Here is a 22,166-nt window from a genome sequence, read left to right on the forward strand (position 1 = left end):
AATTGATAAAAGCTACCCGATGCAAATAGTTCCGGGAGATGCTGTTTGATTGTAGAACAATTAATTGGTAGATGCACCCTGATAACTAACTCCCCTGGCTGGCTAACACTGGCTGGGGGATTTTTTTCTAAAAAAAAGCAACATCTGAACAGCAGTAATCTTGATAATCAAGATTTTATCCAGAAGACGCTAATTGAGTCTCGAACAAAATCATTGTCATAAATACACCCTGATAAAAAATCTCCTAGTTATCTGCCATGACTGGGAGATTTTCTATGGTTGGTAAATAGCAACCATGATTATTGAAAATTTATTCGGAAGATATGGATAACTTCTCGAATAAATAAATTATTAATCAACGCGCCCTAATAACTAACTCCCCTATCTACTGACCACAATTGGTGGATTTTTTTATGCTGGTTCAACAGCATGTTGGCTTTTGAAATTTTTATCCGGAACATACTTCTGAATCCTAGAAACAGATTATTGGTAGTTGTACTAAGATAACTAACTCTCTTGCTTGGTAGATACGACTTTTTTTTGATTTTGAAACAACAAACGACCTTTACGACAATTGTTCCGGAAGACTTTGCTAGACCTTGGAACAATTAATTGGTAGATGCACCCTGATACTTCACTCCCCTGATAGGCTAACACTTACTTGGGGATTTTTTGGAAAAATTGTTTTCGTTTGTTTGTGAAATGTTGGTAGTTGCTTAGGCGTATATTCTAGCGCAATTTTTAGATAATATACCAGTGCAAATGGTGTTTTATGTCTATCAGTGTCAGCGTTTATTGACCTAATGTTAATTCCGAATTTTCGCAATTATTATGCAACCGATAGAGTTGATGAAACACTCTTAGTGCTTATCACCTTAAATTCGCTCACTTGCTTTCCGCTATTGGTAAGATGGCAGATGGATTGTGGAAATTTTTTTGCGATCGCTCAGTTGCTTCGCAGAAGCTACCCTGGATGAGAATCGTAAGTTTGTACATCCTATCATAGTTTATAGTCGGATTCCTAGTGATTTGTCAAAGCCAGATTAAAGATTGCTAAAAACTAGTTTTTAGCAACTTCTTCAAGCACCTATAACAAAGTCCTAGCTTAGTCTTTGGCTAATTTTTGTTGCCTACTCAACAATATGTCGCACCCAAGAATATTTCCTAAAAAATAATATTTTTAGGAAATATTCTAAAATTTTTACTTAAATTCTGATTAACTGCGCTATACCCCTTGCTAAGTCGTGAGTAAGATGCTTAGTTAGACAAACTATGGTAGGATGTATTGCCTACTTCCAGGAGGCGCAAAATCATATGAGTTTAGCAGTCATTAAATTTTCTTCTGAAGAGTGCGGTATTTGTCATAAAATGTCTTTTTATGACCAAAAAGTGGCTGAAGAACTGGGTTTGCAGTTTATTGATGTGAAAATGCAAGACACAGCTACCTATCGTAAATATCGGAAAATTTTGCTAACCCAATATCCAGATAAATCGGAAATGGGATGGCCTACTTATATTATCTGTGATTCTCCAGAGGGAGAATTTCAAATTATGGGTGAGGTCAAAGGAGGTCATCCCAAAGGAGAATTTAGAAGTCGTCTGCAAGCAGTTTTAAATCCTACTGCTAATGAGAACTAATTACTTCAAATGATTTAACTTCTAAGGCTGGGCCAATCATTGCCATTGTCATAATATCTTCACGTACCTGTCCTGTGATTTTTGCTTTCTGCCCAGTTTTGAGTAAGCTTTTGTCAGCGCCTTTGAGAATTTCGTAAGTCTCGCCGTCATCTGTGACTAAAGCCCAAGCGCCCATACCAATATCACGACGTTCGATAGTGCCTGTAACTGTGATGCTCATAATAAGTACTGAGTGCTGAGTTGAAAGTGCTGAGTTGAAAGTGGGGATAAAAATTCCCCACTCACTATTGGCTGATATTTTATGCTACTTGCTTTTCGTTGTTAACTGCCAAACGAGCTAGTCCATAACAGAGTATGGCATTAGCAATGAGGAAGATCCTCGCTATGTCACCGCTACCCAAGCCCCAAACAGCTGGGTTATAAATGGCACTGACGGTTAAGCAAGCCGCTACACCTAAGGTAGAACCAACAGCAAACCATTTCCAACTAGGGTGTCCCAGTAGTAATAGGATAAGAACAAGCGGAATAAGTACACTGGCAAAAATAGGATTTAAAGCACCAGTACCCTGTAAAGTATTGCCTAGTTCAGGAAGGGAACTGCCTAAAACGCGGAAAGGCCATTGAGGTAGGTCAAATATATAGATGCCTTTGAGGAAGAATAATCCAGAACTGCCAAAAATTAAGCCACTGGATAAAGACCAACTCCAAGTGAAGGGGAAGTAAACTCGTAAAAACCAAGCCAGCAGATAAGAACCGATTACCATCAAAATTTTAGGTATTAGCGCTATAGCACCGCCATCAATCCAAAAACCTGGGTTAAGGTAGCCGTTATCTCGTAACCACCGGAAGAAATCTTGGAAATTGATTTGTCCTTCAGCCGCCAGTTTAACTGCTGCTTCAGCATTGAGTTGTCCAGCACCGTAATAGTTCAAACCATCATCTTGAATGACTCTAGCAGACTGTTTGAGGACTTTTAAGATTTCATCTGGATTTTCAACGCCTTTAGCTTTGATTAAAGCTGCCACACCAGCAACGTGAGGGGAAGCCATACTTGTACCTTGGAGTCCCAAAAATACGCCTTCGCCATTTTCGTTGATGGTTTCTTGCAAAATTGTACCAGATGCGCTGCCACCAGGAGCCGAGATATCTACCCCAGCACCAAAGTTAGAGTAGTCAGCTTTTTCACCATCTGGGCCGAAGGAAGAAACGCCGATAACACGGGGATAGCGGGCTGGATAGCTTGCCCCATTTGCATTTTCATTTCCGGCTGCGGCGATTATGGTGACACCTTTTCTGTAGGCATAATCAATTGCATCTTTCATTAACTGGCTTTCACCGCCACCACCCAAGCTCATATTAATGACATCTGCGCCTTTGTCAGCAGCAAATTTAATAGCTTCGGCAATATCGGCCACAGTTCCGCCACCATAATCATTTAATACTTTCAGAGGCATGAGACTAGCTTCGTAGGCAATGCCCGCTACACCATATTGATTATTAGTGGCTTGGGCGACTGTACCTGCAACGTGCGTACCGTGTCCGTTGTCGTCTGTTGCTTGTTCTCTGTCGTTAACAAAATCGTAGCCTTTGACGAATTTTGTCTCTTTTAAGTCACGTACTTGGGTAATCCCAGTGTCAATCACAGCCACTGTGATCCCACTACCTTTAGTTTCAGTCCACGCGCCTTCAACGCCGATTTTGTGTAGATTCCACTGCTTGCTGTAATATTGGTCGTTGGGGCCTTTTAATGAAGGATTTACCTGCTCATCTTGGGGTTGCAACAACTCTCCTAACCCTGCGGCTTTAGGTTCAGGAGGAATTGTATAGATATAATTCGGCTCGATAAATTCGGTAGCTTTGGCAAACTGAGATTTCTTCAGTTCCTTGAGCCGTTGGCGATCGCCTTTGATAATATACACATTGTCTTGTGCAGAAAACTTATTATCTAATTGAGGTGTAACGTTGTATTGTTGTGCGATCGCTTGCAAATCTCGATCTATCTCATCTTTTGCAATATCTTCCCGAAAATCAAGCACAATTGTTTCAAAATCACCTTTAGCTGCTAGTCCCTGAAAATTCAAAAATCCAAAAACAGCAGCGCCTAGCCCAACAATAAACAGGCACAATAATATTAACCTTCTCATATTAATTCGTCACCGCTTTTGCCAGTTTGCTCACTAACATAACTTATCTACATCCCTAATTGGTGTAATTGTCACTTTAGTTAGTTAAACTTTCACTTACGACTCAGGATTATTTAAACGATGGAACGTGGTCTTTTATGGTTGCCTCTGTTGATAGCGTTTTTTTGGTTAGCTTGGCAAGGCTCAAGGGAGTATCAAAAAGTAGAGGCTTATCGTATTTGGGCAGAGCAATTTGAAAGAGCTAAGTATGATATTTATGCAGTACTAGGTCAAAAAGAAAACAATATAACCTGGGGAAAACCCACACCAAAAGGCCCAATTAATCTAGAAAATTTTTCTTTACTTAATGTCAAAAAAATAAATTTTTTGGTAGATGGCGCAATAGTAAATATAAAAAATCCACCAATAAAGGGCCGTTCTATCGAGTTAGAGTTTATTTTTACTGAACTCGCTAACTCTGTACGTGTCCCATTTACTGAAATACCTTTAGCTGCAAAATGGGCTGAGTATTTACAGGGTGTATTAGAAAATCTGCACCCGGAACAAAATCAATCATAAACGTAGTACAACAAGGCAAAAGTAAAAATAGATAAAAGCTCTAGAATTCACAAATGGCAAATGTTTTCGGAAAGCGACAGAAGAGGGATATTACCGAATCTCACGCTGTAGACTGGATTATACGCTGAAAATGTGGGAATGCGATCGCTTTTAATGATGATTTGGTTTAAGTGCGATCGCATTCTAATTCTTTACAATAAGAACTAAACCTAATGTCAGAGGCGATATGCTTTTAAAACTGCAACAAATTATCGTCAAACCAGGACAACAAATGTTGCTCAAAGATATTAGTTGGCAGCAGTTAGAAAATATTTTAGAAGAAATGGGAGAAAAGCGTGCTGCACGCATCTCTTATAGTGATGGCTGGTTAGAAATTATGGTTCCTCTACCCGAACACGAAAAAGATAAAGAAATTTTTGGGGAGTTAGTCAGAATTTTATTAGACAAACTCCAAATTGATTTTGAGCCTTTTGGTTCCACAACCCTCAAAAATGAGCGAATGCGGCAAGCAGTAGAACCAGATACTAGTTTTTACATTCAAAACCAAGCTGCTGTAATTGGGAAAAATCGGATTGATTTAACTATAGACCCACCACCAGATTTAGCCATCGAAGTTGATATTACTTCCCGGACTCGATTTAATAACTATGAAATTTTAGGAGTTCCTGAACTTTGGCGATATACACAACAAAGTTTAGAAATTTTCTTGTTACAGGATGGAAAATATATTAAATCGCAATCTAGTCCTAATTTTTCTAATATACCCATTATTGAATTAGCCAATGAGTATGTTCAGCAGTGTTTAACTATTGGTAGAAGTCAAGCTATGCGTAATTTTAGAGCTTGGGTTAAGGATAATTTATAAATAATAATAAGTCCTTGAGCAAGGTGCGATCGCTACTCACATGAGCTATCACTTTAAAATCATGGCCAAGTTATCCCAAAATCGCTATAGCACAAAACTAGCTGGAACGGCTGTTGACTTGATGAGTCGCCCTTGGGCATTTTTTCGAGTCAGGCTAGTTGCTAAGTAAAGCTTACCAGTGTCATCTTTGATGCCATGACCAGAAAAGTATAGCAATACAAGATCGCCTTTGGTGCGATCGCTAAACAGCGTTTCAATTGCTTCCTGCATTTTTTGTGGTTCTGGATTTAAGAGTTGCTGGATATCTGCTTCCACAAACCCACCCATTTCCGGGTGCTGCAAAACTCTCTTAACTTCCTGCACATCCATTGATGGCGTTGCAAGTGCAGAAAGACCAGGTAATTTTTACCATTTTGCTACCCTCGTCTCCATCATGAAGATGCGTCTACATCTGCGGTTAATTTTTACAAGTCGATGTATTAACATTGCTGACTAAGAGACTTGTGTGTACACCATAGCCATAAAATAGGGAAAGCTAGGAACTTTATTGTGCTGATTGAGTTGGTAATGGTTTGGAACGCTGCTGCTGATAAAAACCAACAACTTTCTGTACATAAGTAGCAGTAAAGCCACTGTTACAACCTGTGTAGTTACCAGTCATCCACCAACAAGCTACACCATTTACCGCCGCAGTTTCATTACTTTTGGTGGCGCGGAACTGCTTGTCTAACTCCCGGCGCGTAATGCAAGAAACAACTTGGCGTGCGATCGCGGGATTATTTTCAAACTGTGTTGGTGTAAGCTCTTTTTTGAGACAAAATTTTGACCAAGCTTTGACAGTTCCAGGTTGGACTTGCCAATCACTGTAAAGTCCATCGTTTACTTTACCAGTTTGGGGTGCAGATCGTCGTAGTGCTTCTACCATTGCTGCTACTTGGTTATCAGAAACAGACTGTTGTGCTTGAGCTACTAATGATGACAGCCCAAAGCTGAAAGTGACAACCATTACACTAATTAAGAATCGCATGAATTTTCTCCTGATCACTCTGGACTTAAGTTTAAGACGAAGATGTAGGATAGTACATTGTCACTTGCACCAGTTTTCAGGATGTTGGGTTTTGCGTTGCTCCACTCAACCTTGTATCTTCAGAGAAGTAGTGGAATAAAGTTTAGCAAGATTAATACAAACTACCAGATTTACGATGTTCAATAGCCGTCATACCATCATTTGTTAGCATTTCTCCCTTATCTACCACTGCATAAATCAACCATCTGTCTCCACATTCGAGTTGATTTTTAACTGTGCATTCTAAATAGGCGAATGCGTCATCTAGAATCAAACAACTATTAGCAGCAGTTTGTGTAGAAAGATTGGCAAATGGGTTATCTCCCAAAGTGCTATGACAAGAAAAATAGCGTCGTACATTTCTACCTTCTTTGAGAATATTCAGCACGAATTTATCGCCAGGATGACGCATTAAATCAGCATTTTGCTCTTGGGAAATCGCAATCATAATTCCGGGTGGGTTAAAAGTTGCTTGTGATACCCAAGAAGTTAAGATGCCTTTGTGGGTATTTTGGTCAAGAGTTGTCACAACGCACAACGACCCAACTATCCGCCCTACAGCTTGTTCGGTACGGTCTACTTGTCCTTCTGTAATTACTTGGCGGGGAACACGCAGTTTTTTGGTTTTTTTCAAGGTTTGGGCAAAAGTTGTACCCGCAGTTGTACACTGTTGGAGAATATCAGCAGTAGGACTAAAGCGTACCCGAATTGTTTCAAACCCTAAACGATAATTAGCATCTTTGAGCTTGCTTTCTAATAAATCAATGGCTTCGCCACTCCAACCGTAGGAACCAAAAACACCTGCTAACTTAGTTTTGGTGGCTGTTGACAGAATTATTCCCAAGGCTGTTTGAATTTGTGTCGGTGCATGACCGCCTAACGTGGGGGAACCAATAATAAATCCGTCGCAAGCTTCTACAAGTCGAGTAATTTCTGCTGTGTCTGCTAGTTCGCAATCGATTGACTCTACATTGATGCCATTTTGAATCAATCCTTGAGCGATCGCATTAGCTACAATTGCCGTATTCCCATAAGCAGAAGCATACAATAAAGCAACGCTAAATTCCTGTGATTTTTGCCCTTGGCACCATTGGCGATAATCGTAAGTAAAACGGCTCAAGCTGTAACGCACAACCGGGCCATGAGCCGGAGCGTAATATCTAGCTCCTAACGCTGTCAATTTATCTAAAGCAACTTCAACCTGTTTGGCTTGGGGTGCATGAAGACACTCAAAATAGTAACGCCGTTCTGCATCTAACTGTTTCCAGTCTTCGTCAAAAAGCGTATCTTCGCAGATATGAGCGCCAAAAAATTTATCTGTGTAAAGAATCTTGGTAGTAGGATCGTAAGTACAGAGTCCATCTGCCCAACGAGGAGTTGGTACAGTGATGAATGATAGACGATGTTCTTGTCCTAAATCCAAAGTATCTTCGGAACGTACCGCTTGAATGTGTGATTCCCATTCGGGAAAGGTTGATTTTAAAGCATTAGCCGCAGGACGAGAGCAAATTATAGTGGCTTGCGGTGCTTGAGAGAGTAATACTTTGAGTGTGGCTCGGCGGTTGGGGTTGACATGATTGAGAATGATGTAATCTAGAGTCGCTAAGTCTAGATGTTGTCTTAGTTCCTGGAGGTAGATTTCAGTAAAAGATTCACCAGGAGGGTCAATTAAAGCTTTTTGATCAGCTTGAATTAAATAAGAATTCGCCGTGGTTCCTTTTTGGCGGGAATATTCCACCTCAAATTTAAGCCTTTCCCAAGTACGCGATCGCAAAATTAGTGTATTTTCTGCAATTTCTGCAACCTGGACATCTCTGGAACGGTTGGGGGTGATAGTAGCAGACATAGTAAGAGAATGTATGAAGTATAAAGTGTGCAACTAACTTTTAATGAATGCGATTTTTTTTGTAGCGTTGTGATACTTGTTGTTCTGGATCAATACCTTCAAAGGTGGGAGGTAGCCAAACTCGCAAGACTAATAAGACTCCTAGAACTAATAAGAAAGCACAAGTCGCTAAAACTTGAGTCCAATTAGTTTCGAGTACACCTTTAACAATCACTTCTCGCAAGGCGGAAACAATAGAAACTTCTACCGCTACCCCAATAGATATGCGTTGTTCTTGTAAGTAAATAATCAGCAGTCGGAACAATTCAACCAAAATCAGCAGAAACAGAATATCGGCGGTAACAACTTGAAAATTCAGAGGAGGTAGTAGAGAGAGAAACATATCTCTCACCTGAATCACCATGAAGCTAAATAAGCCAATACATAGGGAAATTACAATCACATCTTGAATAAGTTCCAAGCTGCGAACAATGCGACTTCTATTAACTTCGTAGATGGTAATTTGGTTCTCATCAACAGGCTTATACATAGCTTTTTTATTGAATCTAAATTGGATATGAATAAAGTAAAAAGGTAAAAAATATTTTCTTTATACTTTTGCCTTTTTACTTTTTACTTTCTTTAGTAGTGATTACCAACTTTGCGGTGATGAACGGCGGTAAGTGCATTTATTTTGGCTACTCGTCCGGTTTGCACGGTGCTATAAATCACCCAATGATCGCCACAGTCCATACGGCTGGTAATTTCGCATTCCATGTAAGCCAAAGCGTCAGCGAGAATTGGGGAACCATTAGCAGCAGGATATATTTTTACACCTGCAAAGCGATCGCCTCCGGGAGGGAAACGCTTGAGGAAGTGTTTCATATAGCCTTGATAGTTATCTTCTTCTAGAACGTTTAAAACAAAGCGATCGCCTATGTGCATGAAGGATTCAATAGCTCGTTCTTTAGCCACAGCAATTGCTACTCCTAACGGATTGACACTTGCTTGCGTCACCCAAGAAGCAAACATCGCGCTTTGAATTTCTGCTTTTTTGGCTGTAATGATGTATAGTCCTGTGCTAATTCGTCCGAGAGCTTTTTCTAAATCAGTGTTGATGGATTTGATTTGTTTAATGGTGCGATCGCGGTTTAACCATAGTCCGATATCTGTTCCGGCTTCATTACACAATTGTTCTGTGGCTCTGGTGGGAGTTTCTTTAATTAAAATTGGTGGAAAAGCTTCAGTTAATCCAATTTCTTGAAATTTATTGCGTAAAGGATAAACTGGTTCATCTTCTCCTCCTCCCGATTCAAATAAACCAATAGCTTGTTTATGATGAGCAGCCGCTAATACAGTGCTTAAGGCTGTTTGTGCAACTATAGCAGATTGAGGTGGCATTCCTATCACTAAACCGGAGGCTTGTGATACTAATTCGCGGATTTCTTGAGGTTCAGTATTATTGAGAGGAACTAATTCAACTACTACTCCGGTTCTGGTGATACCATGCGCTATGTAACGGGCTATATTCTCACTATAACCGTAATCTTCGGTGTAAAATAAAGCTACAAATGACTCAGTTTTTGTTTGTTCTAAACTCCAAGTTTGATAGCGTTCTAGCCATTCTGAAATATAGTTCTGTAGTAATGGCCCATGACCTGTCGCAACTGTTGATATTTCTAACTTTTCAATCCGTTTTAAAGCTGCCAAAACTGAACGAGAATTTGGCCCCATCAGGCAGTCATAGTAATACTGGAAATCTTCTTCAACTAAAGACAAATTTTCATCGAATGTATGATCATCACAGTAGTGCATTCCAAACACATCACAGGTGTAGAGAATGCCTGTTTTGTGGTCGTAAGTAAAGATTGTGTCCGGCCAGTGGAGGTTGGGAGCCGAGATAAATTCTAATTCATGACCATTACCTAAATCTAAGCGATCGCCATTTTTTACTATTATTGATTTAAATGGCTGGTGAACCATATTCTCCAGAAATTGGATGGCAACTTTAGCACCAACAACAGTAATATTAGGAGCTAATTGCAATATATCTTTGACTAACCCGCTATGATCTGGTTCTGTGTGGCTAATAATCAAATAATCTATCTTGATTGGCTCAATTAATCCGGTTAATAACTCTAGATATAATTGCTCAAATTTACGATGAGAAGTGTCAACTAAAGCAGTTTTTTCACCTTGGATTAAAAACGAATTATATGTTGTGCCATTCCGTAAACCAAACTCAATATCAAAACGTTCTCTATCCCAATCAAGGCAACGAATAGCGGTAGTTTGTGTGGCAATTTCAATAGTTTGTATAGTTAAACGTGATGGATTAGGAAAGACTGAAGCAGTTTCTATGATTGTAACCATTGGGTTTTCTCCAAAAATAATTTCATCTGGAGTGAATGTGCTTACTCTTATGTTGAACTGTTATCTTCAATTAGTAAAATGCCAATTTCTAAAGATACTCATCAGAAAGTTTTATTTATTATTAATATTAGTTTACTATTGTAATTAATCAATGTTTATCATTAGTTTTATGTCATGTAATATGGAAGTAATTTAAATATTCATGTCCTCAATCTTTCTTTCGCCTCCGACACAGCAGATTCATAGCGACATTACCCAAAGTGCTGGTGTGGAACTGTCTGTGCTACGCCTCGACCTCATGCACTCATGGGTTAACGGTAATAAGTGGTTTAAGCTGAAGTACAATCTGTTAGAGGCTAAAGAAAAAAATTTTACAACCCTGCTAACCTTTGGCGGTGCTTATTCCAACCACATTTTTGCAACCGCAGCCGCTGGTAAATTATTTGGATTTCAGACTATTGGTGTCATTCGTGGTGAGGAAAGGCTACCACTAAACCCTACGTTGAGTTTTGCGATACAACAGGGTATGCAGTTGGTATACTGCGATCGCACAAGTTACAGACAACGCAACACCACAGAATTACACGCCCAACTCCAAGAACGCTTTGGTGAAGTGTTTATCATTCCTGAAGGTGGGAGTAACTTAAATGGTGTGCGCGGCTGTATGGAGATACTCAAAGATGCCGCAGATTTTGATGTTGTCTGTGTTGCTTGTGGTACAGGTACTACCTTTGCTGGTATTTTACTTTCACTAACTCAAAAGCAAAGAGCGATCGCTTTTCCTATCCTCAAAAATGGTACATTTCTCCAACAAGAAATCGAAACACTATTACAGAATTACTTAGCTGCTGATTTACCTATAGCCAATAAATCTGCGTGTTCCTGGGAATTAATCTGTGATTATCACTTCGGTGGTTATGCCAAAGTCAACGATGAACTGCTGAATTTCTGCCAGCATTTTCAACAAGCGCATGGTATACCTTTAGATTACGTATACACTGCCAAGATGTTTTATGGTGTGATGGATTTATTAAAGCAGGGATTTTTTAGAAAAGGCGATCGCTTGCTACTTATTCACACTGGTGGTTTACAAGGAAATATGGGTAAGTAATCGGACACAAGTAAATTCATGAGGGGAGATAAGGGAAAGGTTACAGGTTACAGGTTACAGTCAAAAATTTGTTAATTAATTCTGTCTAGTTACTTAGCTTAACCTGGCGATCGCAAACGTACAGCCACACTACCAGCATGGGCGGGTAACCCTTCCGCCTCAGCTAGAGTTACGGCTGCTTTGCCAATTTCTTGCAATGCTGCTTGATTGCATTCTAAATAAGTAATGCGTTTGAGAAAATCGTAAACACTCAAACCAGAGGCAAAACGAGCAGAACGGGAAGTAGGTAATACATGGTTCGGGCCGCCTAAATAATCGCCAATGGCTTCTGGGGTGTAGCGTCCTAAAAACAGACTTCCCGCGCATTTAATTTGACTGGCTAGTAATTGCGGGTTATCGACGCACAACTCTACGTGTTCAGGAGCCAGTTGATTGAGCAGTGGTATGGTTTGTGCCAAATCATTGACTACAATGATTGCACCATGATTTTCCCAACTAGCACGGGCTACTTCTTGAGTAGACAGCTTGGTAAGAACTTGCTCAATCGCTGTGATAACTTGCTGTGCGAAAATTTCTGAATCGGTAATTAAAATTGATTGGGCGCTAGGATCATGCTCTGCTTGCGATAATAAATCCCAGGCTATCCACTCTGGGTTATTTTTATTGTCAGCTACCACCAAAATTTCCGAAGGCCCAGCGATGCTGTCAATACCCACAGTCCCGAATACCTGACGCTTGGCTTCCGCCACATAGGCATTACCAGGGCCAACAATTTTATCTACAGGAGTCAGAGTTTCTGTACCGTAGGCAAGGGCGGCTATTGCTTGCGCCCCACCAATAGTATATATTTCTGTCACGCCAGCAACTTGCGCCGCCGCTAAAACAGCAGGGTTAATCTCACCGCGTGGCATAGGTACCGTCATTACAATGCGTTCCACCCCAGCAATTTTGGCAGGTAAAGCATTCATCAGCACAGAACTAGGATAGCTGGCGCGTCCGCCGGGGACGTAAATACCCACTTGCGATAGAGAAACCCAATTTAAACCGAGTTTTACCCCTGTTGCGTCGGTGTAGCCAATATCTTGCGGAAGTTGTTTTTGATGAAAGTCCCCAATGCGTTCTGCTGCTAATTCTAGTGCCGCTCTCACATCAGCCGGACATTTAACGGCTTGTGCGGCAATAAAATCGGCACTTAGATGCAAAGATTCCGGGCTGAAATGGTCGAAACGACTAGTATATTCCTTGACTGCGGCATCACCCCGCACTTTCACATCAGCGAGAATCCCGCGTACTGTACCACTAACATCAACCGTGGCTTCCCGGCGATTATTGACTAGTGCTTGGAATGCGGTAGAAAAATCTTTGTCGGTTGTTTTAAGTAGCTGCATGGACAGTATCTTTCAAATCAGTGCAGGTTTGCAGTCAGGATATTAATTAGTGTAGAGTATGGAGCGATCGCCGGGTGGGGTTGCTGGTAAATACTACAATAATTTCAACAGCCAAAGTAGTGTAATTGTGATGCAATCTATTTTTTGGAGTGTAGAAGAAGTAGCCCTACGAGCTAAACAATTTTACGAAAACGGTATTCGTCAAAATGTTGAGCATAGCGATAACATCGGTAAAATGATTGTGATTGATGCCGAAACTGGTGAATATGGTATTGATCCAACGGGTGTAGAGACAGCGTTAAAGTTAAAACAGAAGAATCCGAATGCTAGATTGTTTACTATCCGGATTGGTTATGATGTTGCAGTAAGTTTTGGTGGTGCAATGGAGCGTACTGCTGAATGATTTATGGAAAAGTAATTGATAGTAAAGCAATCATTCCAGTAGTTTTTCGTTTAGCTTCGCAGCCAGATTTTTCTTTAGATTTTGTGATTGATACTGGATTTAACGACCATCTTACTTTACCATCACAAGCAGTCAGTACGATGAATCTTCCCTTATACTCTAGTACATCTGCAAGATTAGCCGACGGTACTGAAGCTTTGTTAGCTATACATTTTGCCACAATTGTATGGGATGGTATAGAAAAAATAGTTCCTGTTTTAGCGGCTGGTTATAAACCGTTGCTAGGAACTTCTATGATGGCAGGATATCACCTGGAAATAGATTTTCAAGACAATGGTTTAGTTTTGTTAGAGAAACTTTAATCAATCAGTTATTGTTTAGCTGGAGTTCTAAGGTGGGCTTTGCGGCAAAAGTCACATCTGCGTTCTCACAGTCAAAACCTGCGGCGGTGTAGCATCAGGGGGATACAAAAAGTCTACTTGAATTTGCCGTTTATCTCCGCCTGGCATCCGCAAAGTTATTAAAGCTTTTCCTAGTTGTCCCCGTCGCTGTACCAAATGAACATAGCGCGTTTGTTCCACTTTATTATCATCGGTGTAACGTAATCTCACCGTACCCCGAAAGAATATTTGTTCCACTTGCGGATTTAAAAACAGCAGTCTATCTCTGCCACCCTCATCTTTTAACGGCGTTTCTATGGATACAGTTACACTATGAGTTTGGTTACTGGGGTTGTGTAGAGGCAATGTGAGATTGTATTCTACACCATAGTTACTGTGAGCAAAGTACGCTGTATCAGCATAGCGTTTCAGCATCGGCGCACTTTGAATTTGTCCTGTGCTGAGTGTAATTAAATGCACTGTCCCCAAGGGATAAGAAAATGCTTTCCCTGGTTGGGGTATCGTCAACTCAGACATACTCGAATTATCTGTAATTTTCGCTTGCCATTGTGTACCTTGAGAGACACCAGCCACACGACTAAAAACTGTTGGTTCTCTGGGAGGATCGAGGGGTGTGGGGATAGGGTCACGCTTCCCTGCTAGACTACCTATATCTAAAAGTGTTTGCCATTCGCTAACAGAAGGCGGAACCTGACTATTCTTTGCTAAGTTTGCCATATAAACCGGGCGATCGCTCACCAATCGCATCATCGTCGTGCGACCATTAGAACTGGGCGCTTGGGCAGGGATGGGTAAGTTCGCCAGTATTTGTGTTTTCCCTGGTTCTATCACTAACTTGTCAGGAAAAACTGCTTGTCTGACACCGCGCAGCACATCGTTCATTGTTCTACTACCAGGGCCAGCGTAAACTGTGCTTTGGGAATTATCTGCCACATCAGGCAAATCAATAAACGGTGCTTCTCTGGTTTGGTAACTGGCTGCTTGTAATACTTGCAATGTTACAGGTTCATTGCCTGGGTTGTGAACAATTATCCCTTGGTAAACAGTGCGGTTTTGCGCTGATGTTTCTGCCCTGACGATATGATGGGCAAATACATCAAATCTGCCTTGGAATGGGTAATTTAAATGCGCTTCCTTGACTTGTTTGCCATCTAAGGGGAAAGTTGAAAGTAAAATACCTTCTGTTGTTACTAATTCGGGACTGTTACTGTTAAAAGTAGGAATGACATCAAGTTTTCCCGGTAAGGAACGCACCTCTAGAGGATATGCTTGTACACCTGCAATATATTGTGGTGGAACAGTGTAGATATTCAAAGCCCGACACATCAACGCTGCAACTTCGCCTCTGGTGGCACTTTGTAGAGGTTTTAGCTGTTTGAGGTTGGGGTAGTTTACTACAATACTGTTAATTGTGGCAGATGCGATCGCATTCTGCGCGTAATTAGGAATTTGTTGAGCATCTGTAAAATACCGTTGTAATATTTGCGTTGGGTTAGACTGAACACTATAATTTTTTGCACCCGCCACAACACCAATAATTTGCGCCCTCGGAATTGCTTGGTTAGGTTGAAATACTCCACCAGGATAACCCGAAAAAAATCCTTTTTGATAAGCTGTAGAAATTGCTTTTGCTGCCCAATAATTAGTAGGTACATCTTTAAATGTAGTTGCACTGCGTTTAATTGAAGCATCAGGAAATGCGTTAAGCATAAGTACAGCCGCTTCTGCCCTGGTGACGGTAGAATTGGGACGAAAACTGCCATCAGGATAACCTGTGATGAGTTTGCGTTCTCCTAATTGCTGAACACAAGCTTTCGCCCAATAATCTTGAGTATCTGTAAAGGCTAATGCAAGGGAGTCTGAGAAAATTAAAATTAAGCCAACTGCTAGAGAAATATTTCCAAAATTCATTTTTTTGAATACATATAAACACCGATAAATTATCTATGCTCACTTGATGTTTATTTGTGGTTTGTTACGAAAAATTATACTTCAATTTTGAAAACTTAAATTAGCATTGAGCAAAATTATCCCAAGTATTATACTATTTCTTATTTTTAGTTTTGGGATTCCTGCTAAAATATTGCGACCTAACAATCTGAAGCTTTTATCTAACCTCTAAATCCACTGCTCAGGATAGACTTGATAATAGCGTTGCAACAACTCATAAAGCTTTGAATGCTTATCTAATAATTGCTGAGGCTTTTCAAAAAAAATCTCAGTCGCAACAGCAAAAAACTCAGCGGGATTAGTCGCCCCATAACTATTAATTACCGTCGTGATATCTTGTTGAATATCATTGCAGAGTTGTTGATATTCTGCCGTCATTACCTGCGCCCAAACTAGATAATCTGATTTTTTTGGTAAAATCGGCACACCTTCAGCTTTACCATCTTCTTGGTCTAATTGATGGGCAAATTCATGCAACACAACATTATGTCCATCACTCCAATTTTGCATGTCTCTTTGTACTTGTTCCCAAGATAATATTACTTGGTCTTTCACCCATGATTCTCCCAGTCTGGCATCACGTCTTTCTTCCACAACATAATCACTCACAGCAACGGTTTGAGTTACAAAATAAGTGCTGGGATAAATCAAAATTGAACGCAGTTTAGGAAAATATTCACCTCGTTCATTCAGCAGCAGTAAACAAGCAACAGCAGCAATAGTTAACTTCATTTCTTCTGTTACTTGCAAGCCTTGACAGCCAATGAATTGTTTTTCTGCTAAAAATACTTGAATATGTCCTTGAAGTCGTCGGCGTTCTTCGGGAGTCAGACGTAAGTAAATAGGTAGATTATTTTCAATAACAGCACTCCAAAGTGGCGGAAAAGGACGCTTTTTAATGCGATCGCGCCGCTGTTTTGTCAAAATAGGACTGATGAGAATTGCTGTTACAATCAACCCCAGGATGAGAAAAATAATAATTGTTGCACCCATTGATTTTGTATGATGCTGTGCCACTGCTAGTTAGTATAGCGATCGCACCGCATCACCAGCCATCAAATTAACTACACTAGACACATACCTCAGATCACTTCATCCCCGCCATGTCTCTCGCTCAAGATTTCAACACTCGTCAAGACACCCCAGAAGATGTTATCTTTCCCCCTGGTGACTTGTACAGTGATGAGCCTCCGTCCGAAGAATACATTAGAACTTGATAGAAATAAAGGGTAGCGGATGCCGTAAAATTATGATTTATCTGGCAACTGCTACCCTTTGACACCCATGCTCTGCGACTATCTGGTACAAATTCTGACTGCCCGTGTGTACGATGTTGCCCAAGAAACCCCACTGGAGTATGCCCCAAATCTTTCAAAAAGACTGAATAATAGGCTGCTATTAAAGCGGGAAGATATGCAGTCAGTGTTTTCTTTCAAGCTGCGGGGTGCATACAACAAAATGGTAAACTTACCGCCAGATTTGTTAGCACAAGGTGTCATTGCTGCTTCGGCGGGGAATCATGCCCAAGGTGTCGCCTTAGCAGCTAGTCGCTTGGGAACAAATGCCATTATAGTTATGCCTGTAACCACACCCCAGGTAAAGGTAGATGCAGTCAAAGCTAGGGGTGGACAAGTTGTATTGCATGGCAATACCTACGATGATGCTTATGCTTATGCCCGACAGTTAGAAGCAGAAAAAGGTTTAACCTTTATTCATCCTTTTGATGATCCCGATGTGATTGCTGGACAGGGAACCATCGGTATGGAAATTTTGCGACAATACCAGCAACCCATTCATGCAATTTTTGTCGCCATTGGTGGCGGTGGTTTGATTTCGGGAATTGGGGCGTATGTAAAACGGTTGCGTCCAGAAATTAAGATTATTGGTGTGGAACCTGTAGATGCTGACGCGATGCACCAATCATTGAAAGCCGGACATCGGGTGCGCTTGTCGCAAGTTGGTTTATTTGCCGATGGGGTAGCAGTGCGAGAAGTAGGTGAAGAAACCTTCCGGCTGTGTCAAGAATATGTGGATGAAATTATTTTGGTGGATACAGATGACACTTGTGCGGCAATTAAAGACGTGTTTGAAGATACTCGTTCTATTTTAGAACCTGCCGGGGCATTAGCGATCGCAGCGGCCAAAGCCTATGTAGAACGGGAACAAATTCAAGGACAAACTTTAGTTGCTGTCGCTTGCGGCGCTAATATGAATTTTGACCGTCTGCGCTTTGTTGCAGAACGAGCCGAGTTAGGTGAACGCCGCGAAGCTATATTTGCAGTGGCAATTCCCGAAGAACAAGGCAGTCTGCGGAAGTTTTGCGAATGTATTGGTCAACGTAACTTAACTGAGTTTAACTATCGCATTGCCGATGAACAAGAAGCTCACATTTTTGTCGGTGTGCAAATTCAAAACCGCGCTGACAAAGCCAAGATGCTAGAAACCTTTGAAGGTTGCGGCTTTAAAACCATCGACTTAACCGATGATGAACTCACCAAATTACATTTACGCCACATGGTTGGCGGACACTCACCCCTCGCCCACAATGAATTACTGTATCGGTTTGAATTTCCCGAACGTCCCGGCGCATTGATGAAGTTTGTTGCTTCCATGAGTCCCAACTGGAATATCAGCATGTTCCACTATCGCAACAACGGTGCAGACTATGGGCGTATTGTCGTAGGTATGCAAGTACCTCCTCATGAAATGCAAGAATGGCAAGCATTTCTCGATACCCTTGGTTATGGTTATTGGAATGAAAGCCAGAACCCTGCATACAAACTATTTTTGGGATAGTTGGAAAGAGGCAGAGGGGCAGGGGGCGAGGAGACAAGGGGAAGTTTTTCCTCCTTGCCTCTTGTTGAATGTGATATTTGGAATTGCGATCGCCCTTCACACTAAACTTTCGCTAAAATCAGGGTGTTTACTTATTTGTGGTCAAGTTGTGGCTACTATATCTTGTCCCCGTTGCCATCAACTCGTTGAAAGTCAGGCTATTACCTGTCCCTATTGCCGAACAACACTCAAAGCTTTCGGCCATCCCGGTATTCCATTGCACCGTGCTACCGGGGACGAGTATTTATGCGATCGCTGCACCTACCATGCTGACGATACTTGCAACTTTCCGCAGCGTCCCTACGCCAAAGACTGTATCCTTTATCAAAATATTACAGAACACAAGTTACAGCAAGAACAGCAGCGTCATGACAGCAGTGTTGGAACAACTTTTCAACATTGGGTAAAACGCCATCAGTCTTGGCTATTATTACTTGGTTTATTGCTCATTTGTTTGTTTATAGCTTTGTCAACATCTTGACAAGATAAGACACAGATGGATTGTGTTCAATAGTCTGCGTTTAATATCTTTACAATGTTTTCACAAAAATCTTTAATATCCGTATCTATCCCAGTGACAATCAAAAAATCTCGACTGATACTAGGTTGATTAGATACCAAATTATAGGGTTCCAGGTTTAGTCATCTGGTTAGCTATTCAGGGATAGGTGCTTCGCAACAAGCGAATGTCATCTATCCCTTTCGCTATGGCTAGATACGCGATCGCAATTTTCCGCAGCAGTTTTTCTCTGTCTGTCTCTCAAAGTTAGCTTCAATTTTTGTAAGAGTGATAGGTGTTGCATAAATGCGGGATGATTTTCTTATATTTATCTCTCAAAACCTCTTCTTTGTGTACTTTGCATACTTTGCGGTTCATTATTTCATCCCTAAATTCAGCAACGCCGAGTGATAGAAGAAAACTATATTTTTTTGAAAAAAATTAAGTGAATTTCCGTAAATTCGTCTATAGATGAGTTGAAAGAAGATAGTCAAAATCACTTTATTCGTTTAGGAAATGCGTAGATGTGCAGCGGCTTGTGGTCATACATCGCTTACACTATACAAGTCACCAGATACCCGACTTTTTGAAAAAGTCGGGTATCTGGTTATTGATGAAGCGATCGCTTCTATTATGTAAAAATAATCAGCCAGCAATTTTTAATCAGACGCAACACCTTCTAACCAGATTTCCACATCATCTGATAGCAACTTTTCCGCAGCTTCTAGCATAGTTGCGGCAATTTCTTTGAGGTCTTCACGATTATTTAAGTAAGTTTTCAATGCTTCCATTGGATCGATGCTACTACTTGCACTCAATTCGGGAACACGGGGGCGAGCTAATTGACTGAGTAATTCTGGTTGAATGGTGTAAGTGTGGGCTGCTTTTAAAGCAGTATGTAGCGAAGCATTATCGATGACATCCAACTGTTCCGATCGCAGTTTGTAAATTAACCGTACTACTGCATCTTGAATATCATATTTTGCGATCGCTTTCATAATCGCTCCCTGGGGATCTTCGGCTTTGGAGATATCCACTTCAATTGTGCGGAAACTCCGAACTGGTAAGGGACAAAATTCCCAGGTTGTATTTCCCTGTTCCAATTCAATCATCACATAGCCTTTATCTTCTTTTTCTTCGCTAAAATCTACCCGTTCAATACTTCCTGGATAAATTACTGGTGGGTTGTTATGTTTATTTAAATTTTGGTGCTTGTGAACGTGTCCCAAGGCTACATAATCAAAACAAGGTCGTGTCAGCAACGACAACGGCAAAGTAAAACCTTTACCCACCGCCAGCAAGCGTTCGGCTCCTAAAGTTGCATTATCAGCCATCAAGTGAGCTAATAATACAGTTGGTACATCAGGGTCAAGGCGGCGAATTTCTCCTTCGATGACAACTTGTAACCTGTCTGTTAATAACTGATTGACTTCCGCCAAGGACACACCCTCGGTTTCTTGGCGCGTCATCAATGTGGAACGAGTTAACCAAGGGAGAGTAATAATTTGGACTTTACCGTTACGGGTTTCGATGCTGTGGGTAGTCAATGTATCACCAACCACAAACCCCGGTACACCCAAAGTCCGGTAAATATTTAAGCTTGCGCCTCCCAAACCTTGGGAATGTTGGTCATGATTTCCTACCAACAGTACTGTTGGAACATTTGCATCTACAAGGCGGCGAAACTGACTGGCGAAAGCTTCCTGCACATATGGCGGTGGTGTGGAATCTGGAAAAGCATCGCCACCAAATATTACCAAATCCACTGCATCTGTGAGAGCGCGATCGATACACAGCGATAAAGTATTGACAAAATCCTCCAAACGCGTATTCAACCCTGTAGCCGGATTGATTCTACCGTGGGAGAACCCGCTTCCCATATGAATGTCTGAGAGATGGAGAATTTTAATCATAAGTGTACAGTGGCAAATTGGCGTTGCTGAACAATGGGATGATTTAGGCTAACGCGAATCGCAGGCGACTGCGAACCCGAAGGGAGACACGGTGATTATTGCTGATTCAAATTCCCAAATCATCCCGCAATTATGCAACACCGACAAATTAAATCGCGTTGAGACAAATTCGTGTCATAGAGTGAAGGCTTTGTATGTTTATATATATTGTAAGTTCTCGTGTTATTTCTAAGCTTAATACTCTTTGAGTGACAGCTTTACAACCTCAATAACATTAATTTGGCACAGCGACAAATAAAAAGTCACTGTACACAAATCTAATTAATGCCTTTTAACTTGCGAGTGTTGTCTATTAAACTTTGAGCAAATTCATCAAATCTTTGGGAAAGTTTTTCATCGAGCAACTTACCTTCAGGACTAAAAGCACTCCAGGCTTGTCCGATGGCGATTTGTTCGGGAATCGCCCAAGCATGTACCCAACGCACAATTAATCGTAAATCATTAAGGGCGTTGCTATTAGATTGACCTCCCAAAACACTAATGAATCCTGTCACTTTACCCGATAGTTCTTCAAAACTCATTAAATCAAGGGCATTTTTCAGCACACCGCTCACGCCGCCGTGATACTCTGGTGTGGCTAAAATCAGTCCATCCGCACCACTGACAGTCTCACGCAAGCGCTTCACATCTGGATATTCTGGATACTCTTTTTCACCGTTGCAAAATGGTAGCTGCAATTGCCGCAAATCCAAAATTTCTACATCTGCACCTATGGCTTGTAACCTTTGTGCTGCGATTTGTAAAGCCAACTGTGTATAGGAGTTAGGTCTTAAGCTACCACCAATGCCAACAATTCTGACCATAATTTCCCCATCCATTGCCAATAAATAGCTAGTACAGAAGCATGTTTTAAAGTCATAGTCATTACGACTTTAATTTATTTTAGCGAGTTATTGTTTTGTCGTCAAATTGATGAAATCATATGATATCCGGTTAATGAGTTACGATTTTCTGTTCCGATGCTACTAATCCCGCATTTCTCACAAACAGTAGGGGCGGGTTCACAGATATGCTCAAATCATTCACGAATATTTCGCTCAACCCGCCCCTACGGACTCTGGACTGAGGTTGCAATAATTGGTGAGAAATCCGGGTAATACCCCTTTTACAACGACAAAAATTAGTTTTGGTAATTTC

At 41.0% G+C, this 22,166-nt stretch carries 20 protein-coding genes and 1 pseudogene; 9 read left to right on the forward strand and 12 right to left on the reverse strand.

The genetic code is table 11. The features are described from left to right. Positions 1–924 precede the first annotated feature (924 nt). On the forward strand, positions 925–1,047 hold the full coding sequence (locus IQ259_RS27635; protein ID WP_255525492.1) for a hypothetical protein: 123 nt from the start codon (positions 925–927) through the stop codon (positions 1,045–1,047). Positions 1,048–1,314: 267 nt separating this feature from the next. Continuing rightward, positions 1,315–1,638 carry a thioredoxin family protein gene (locus IQ259_RS21725; RefSeq protein ID WP_193888095.1) on the forward strand — a complete coding sequence of 108 codons (324 nt, stop codon included), beginning with the start codon at positions 1,315–1,317 and terminating at the stop codon, positions 1,636–1,638. Here the strand turns inward: IQ259_RS21725 and IQ259_RS21730 are convergent. Further along, a complete protein-coding gene (locus IQ259_RS21730; RefSeq protein WP_193888070.1) occupies positions 1,625–1,858 on the reverse strand; it encodes a hypothetical protein in 234 nt (77 codons plus the stop codon). The two genes, IQ259_RS21725 and IQ259_RS21730, sit on opposite strands and share 14 nt — an antisense overlap. A 79-nt stretch (positions 1,859–1,937) precedes the next feature. Continuing rightward, positions 1,938–3,782, reverse strand: coding sequence for a S8 family peptidase (locus IQ259_RS21735; RefSeq protein WP_193888071.1), 1,845 nt, complete (start codon positions 3,780–3,782; stop codon positions 1,938–1,940). Positions 3,783–3,902: 120 nt separating this feature from the next. Here IQ259_RS21735 and IQ259_RS21740 point away from each other — a divergent pair, with 120 nt between their 5' ends. Further along, positions 3,903–4,340 (forward strand): hypothetical protein, encoded by a 438-nt coding sequence (locus tag IQ259_RS21740; RefSeq protein ID WP_193888072.1) that lies wholly within the window; start codon positions 3,903–3,905, stop codon positions 4,338–4,340. Between the two features lie 226 nt (positions 4,341–4,566). Next, positions 4,567–5,205, forward strand: coding sequence for a Uma2 family endonuclease (locus IQ259_RS21745; protein ID WP_193888073.1), 639 nt, complete (start codon positions 4,567–4,569; stop codon positions 5,203–5,205). An 84-nt stretch (positions 5,206–5,289) separates the two neighbouring features. Here the strand turns inward: IQ259_RS21745 and IQ259_RS21750 are convergent. The 5 genes and pseudogenes from IQ259_RS21750 to IQ259_RS21770 all read right to left on the reverse strand — a co-directional run. Further along, positions 5,290–5,589, reverse strand: a pseudogene (locus IQ259_RS21750) (caspase family protein); the annotation flags it as partial. Between the two features lie 160 nt (positions 5,590–5,749). Continuing rightward, complete coding sequence (locus IQ259_RS21755) at positions 5,750–6,232, reverse strand: hypothetical protein (RefSeq protein WP_193888075.1); 483 nt, start codon at positions 6,230–6,232, stop codon at positions 5,750–5,752. 151 nt (positions 6,233–6,383) lie between these two features. Then, positions 6,384–8,117 (reverse strand): diflavin flavoprotein, encoded by a 1,734-nt coding sequence (locus IQ259_RS21760; protein WP_193888076.1) that lies wholly within the window; start codon positions 8,115–8,117, stop codon positions 6,384–6,386. Between the two features lie 40 nt (positions 8,118–8,157). Beyond that, entirely contained in the window at positions 8,158–8,646 is a 489-nt protein-coding gene (locus IQ259_RS21765; protein WP_193888077.1) for a phosphate-starvation-inducible PsiE family protein, read from the reverse strand. Positions 8,647–8,738: 92 nt separating this feature from the next. Then, a complete protein-coding gene (locus tag IQ259_RS21770; RefSeq protein ID WP_193888080.1) occupies positions 8,739–10,469 on the reverse strand; it encodes a diflavin flavoprotein in 1,731 nt (576 codons plus the stop codon). A gap of 202 nt (positions 10,470–10,671) precedes the next feature. Here IQ259_RS21770 and IQ259_RS21775 point away from each other — a divergent pair, with 202 nt between their 5' ends. Further along, a complete protein-coding gene (locus tag IQ259_RS21775) occupies positions 10,672–11,580 on the forward strand; it encodes a 1-aminocyclopropane-1-carboxylate deaminase/D-cysteine desulfhydrase (RefSeq protein WP_193888081.1) in 909 nt (302 codons plus the stop codon). Positions 11,581–11,678: 98 nt separating this feature from the next. Here the strand turns inward: IQ259_RS21775 and hisD are convergent, their stop codons facing one another. Next, positions 11,679–12,968 carry a histidinol dehydrogenase gene (gene hisD / locus IQ259_RS21780; protein WP_193888083.1) on the reverse strand — a complete coding sequence of 430 codons (1,290 nt, stop codon included), beginning with the start codon at positions 12,966–12,968 and terminating at the stop codon, positions 11,679–11,681. Between the two features lie 130 nt (positions 12,969–13,098). Here hisD and IQ259_RS21785 point away from each other — a divergent pair, with 130 nt between their 5' ends. Both IQ259_RS21785 and IQ259_RS21790 read left to right on the forward strand, forming a co-directional pair. Beyond that, positions 13,099–13,371: a hypothetical protein gene (locus IQ259_RS21785; protein WP_193888097.1), complete on the forward strand. Its 273-nt coding sequence runs from the start codon at positions 13,099–13,101 to the stop codon at positions 13,369–13,371. After that, entirely contained in the window at positions 13,368–13,733 is a 366-nt protein-coding gene (locus IQ259_RS21790; protein WP_193888084.1) for a clan AA aspartic protease, read from the forward strand. The genes IQ259_RS21785 and IQ259_RS21790 overlap by 4 nt, the downstream gene beginning before the upstream one ends. Before the next feature lie 51 nt (positions 13,734–13,784). Here IQ259_RS21790 and IQ259_RS21795 read toward each other — a convergent pair whose 3' ends face one another. Together IQ259_RS21795 and IQ259_RS21800 are read right to left on the reverse strand one after the other, a co-directional pair. After that, positions 13,785–15,683, reverse strand: a complete 1,899-nt coding sequence (locus tag IQ259_RS21795; protein WP_193888086.1) for a DUF3370 family protein — start codon at positions 15,681–15,683, stop codon at positions 13,785–13,787. 207 nt (positions 15,684–15,890) lie between these two features. Beyond that, entirely contained in the window at positions 15,891–16,715 is an 825-nt protein-coding gene (locus IQ259_RS21800; RefSeq protein WP_193888099.1) for a M90 family metallopeptidase, read from the reverse strand. A gap of 291 nt (positions 16,716–17,006) precedes the next feature. On the opposite strand from IQ259_RS21800, the gene ilvA reads away from it, so the two are divergent. Both ilvA and IQ259_RS21810 read left to right on the forward strand, forming a co-directional pair. Next, positions 17,007–18,518, forward strand: coding sequence for a threonine ammonia-lyase, biosynthetic (gene ilvA / locus IQ259_RS21805; RefSeq protein ID WP_193888101.1), 1,512 nt, complete (start codon positions 17,007–17,009; stop codon positions 18,516–18,518). Between the two features lie 148 nt (positions 18,519–18,666). Beyond that, positions 18,667–19,038, forward strand: coding sequence for a zinc ribbon domain-containing protein (locus IQ259_RS21810; protein WP_193888088.1), 372 nt, complete (start codon positions 18,667–18,669; stop codon positions 19,036–19,038). 677 nt (positions 19,039–19,715) lie between these two features. On the opposite strand, the gene sbcD is transcribed toward IQ259_RS21810, so the two are convergent. Further along, positions 19,716–20,969, reverse strand: a complete 1,254-nt coding sequence (gene sbcD, locus IQ259_RS21815; protein ID WP_193888089.1) for an exonuclease subunit SbcD — start codon at positions 20,967–20,969, stop codon at positions 19,716–19,718. Positions 20,970–21,286: 317 nt separating this feature from the next. Beyond that, a complete protein-coding gene (locus tag IQ259_RS21820; protein WP_193888091.1) occupies positions 21,287–21,832 on the reverse strand; it encodes an NADPH-dependent FMN reductase in 546 nt (181 codons plus the stop codon). Positions 21,833–22,166 lie beyond the last annotated feature (334 nt).

Origin of the sequence: Fortiea sp. LEGE XX443, from assembly GCF_015206815.1 — a bacterium.
GTDB lineage: Bacteria > Cyanobacteriota > Cyanobacteriia > Cyanobacteriales > Nostocaceae > Nostoc_B.

Bases quoted from the DNA above. Each gene is read 5' to 3' on its own strand.
- IQ259_RS21725 (WP_193888095.1), top strand. From the start codon at position 1,315: ATGAGTTTAGCAGTCATTAAATTTTCTTCTGAAGAGTGCGGTATTTGT.
- IQ259_RS21730 (WP_193888070.1), bottom strand. From the start codon at position 1,858: ATGAGCATCACAGTTACAGGCACTATCGAACGTCGTGATATTGGTATG.
- IQ259_RS21735 (WP_193888071.1), bottom strand. From the start codon at position 3,782: ATGAGAAGGTTAATATTATTGTGCCTGTTTATTGTTGGGCTAGGCGCT.
- IQ259_RS21740 (WP_193888072.1), top strand. From the start codon at position 3,903: ATGGAACGTGGTCTTTTATGGTTGCCTCTGTTGATAGCGTTTTTTTGG.
- IQ259_RS21745 (WP_193888073.1), top strand. From the start codon at position 4,567: ATGCTTTTAAAACTGCAACAAATTATCGTCAAACCAGGACAACAAATG.
- IQ259_RS21755 (WP_193888075.1), bottom strand. From the start codon at position 6,232: ATGCGATTCTTAATTAGTGTAATGGTTGTCACTTTCAGCTTTGGGCTG.
- IQ259_RS21760 (WP_193888076.1), bottom strand. From the start codon at position 8,117: ATGTCTGCTACTATCACCCCCAACCGTTCCAGAGATGTCCAGGTTGCA.
- IQ259_RS21765 (WP_193888077.1), bottom strand. From the start codon at position 8,646: ATGTATAAGCCTGTTGATGAGAACCAAATTACCATCTACGAAGTTAAT.
- IQ259_RS21770 (WP_193888080.1), bottom strand. From the start codon at position 10,469: ATGGTTACAATCATAGAAACTGCTTCAGTCTTTCCTAATCCATCACGT.
- IQ259_RS21775 (WP_193888081.1), top strand. From the start codon at position 10,672: ATGTCCTCAATCTTTCTTTCGCCTCCGACACAGCAGATTCATAGCGAC.
- hisD (WP_193888083.1), bottom strand. From the start codon at position 12,968: ATGCAGCTACTTAAAACAACCGACAAAGATTTTTCTACCGCATTCCAA.
- IQ259_RS21785 (WP_193888097.1), top strand. From the start codon at position 13,099: ATGCAATCTATTTTTTGGAGTGTAGAAGAAGTAGCCCTACGAGCTAAA.
- IQ259_RS21790 (WP_193888084.1), top strand. From the start codon at position 13,368: ATGATTTATGGAAAAGTAATTGATAGTAAAGCAATCATTCCAGTAGTT.
- IQ259_RS21795 (WP_193888086.1), bottom strand. From the start codon at position 15,683: ATGAATTTTGGAAATATTTCTCTAGCAGTTGGCTTAATTTTAATTTTC.
- IQ259_RS21800 (WP_193888099.1), bottom strand. From the start codon at position 16,715: ATGGGTGCAACAATTATTATTTTTCTCATCCTGGGGTTGATTGTAACA.
- ilvA (WP_193888101.1), top strand. From the start codon at position 17,007: ATGCTCTGCGACTATCTGGTACAAATTCTGACTGCCCGTGTGTACGAT.
- sbcD (WP_193888089.1), bottom strand. From the start codon at position 20,969: ATGATTAAAATTCTCCATCTCTCAGACATTCATATGGGAAGCGGGTTC.
- IQ259_RS21820 (WP_193888091.1), bottom strand. From the start codon at position 21,832: ATGGTCAGAATTGTTGGCATTGGTGGTAGCTTAAGACCTAACTCCTAT.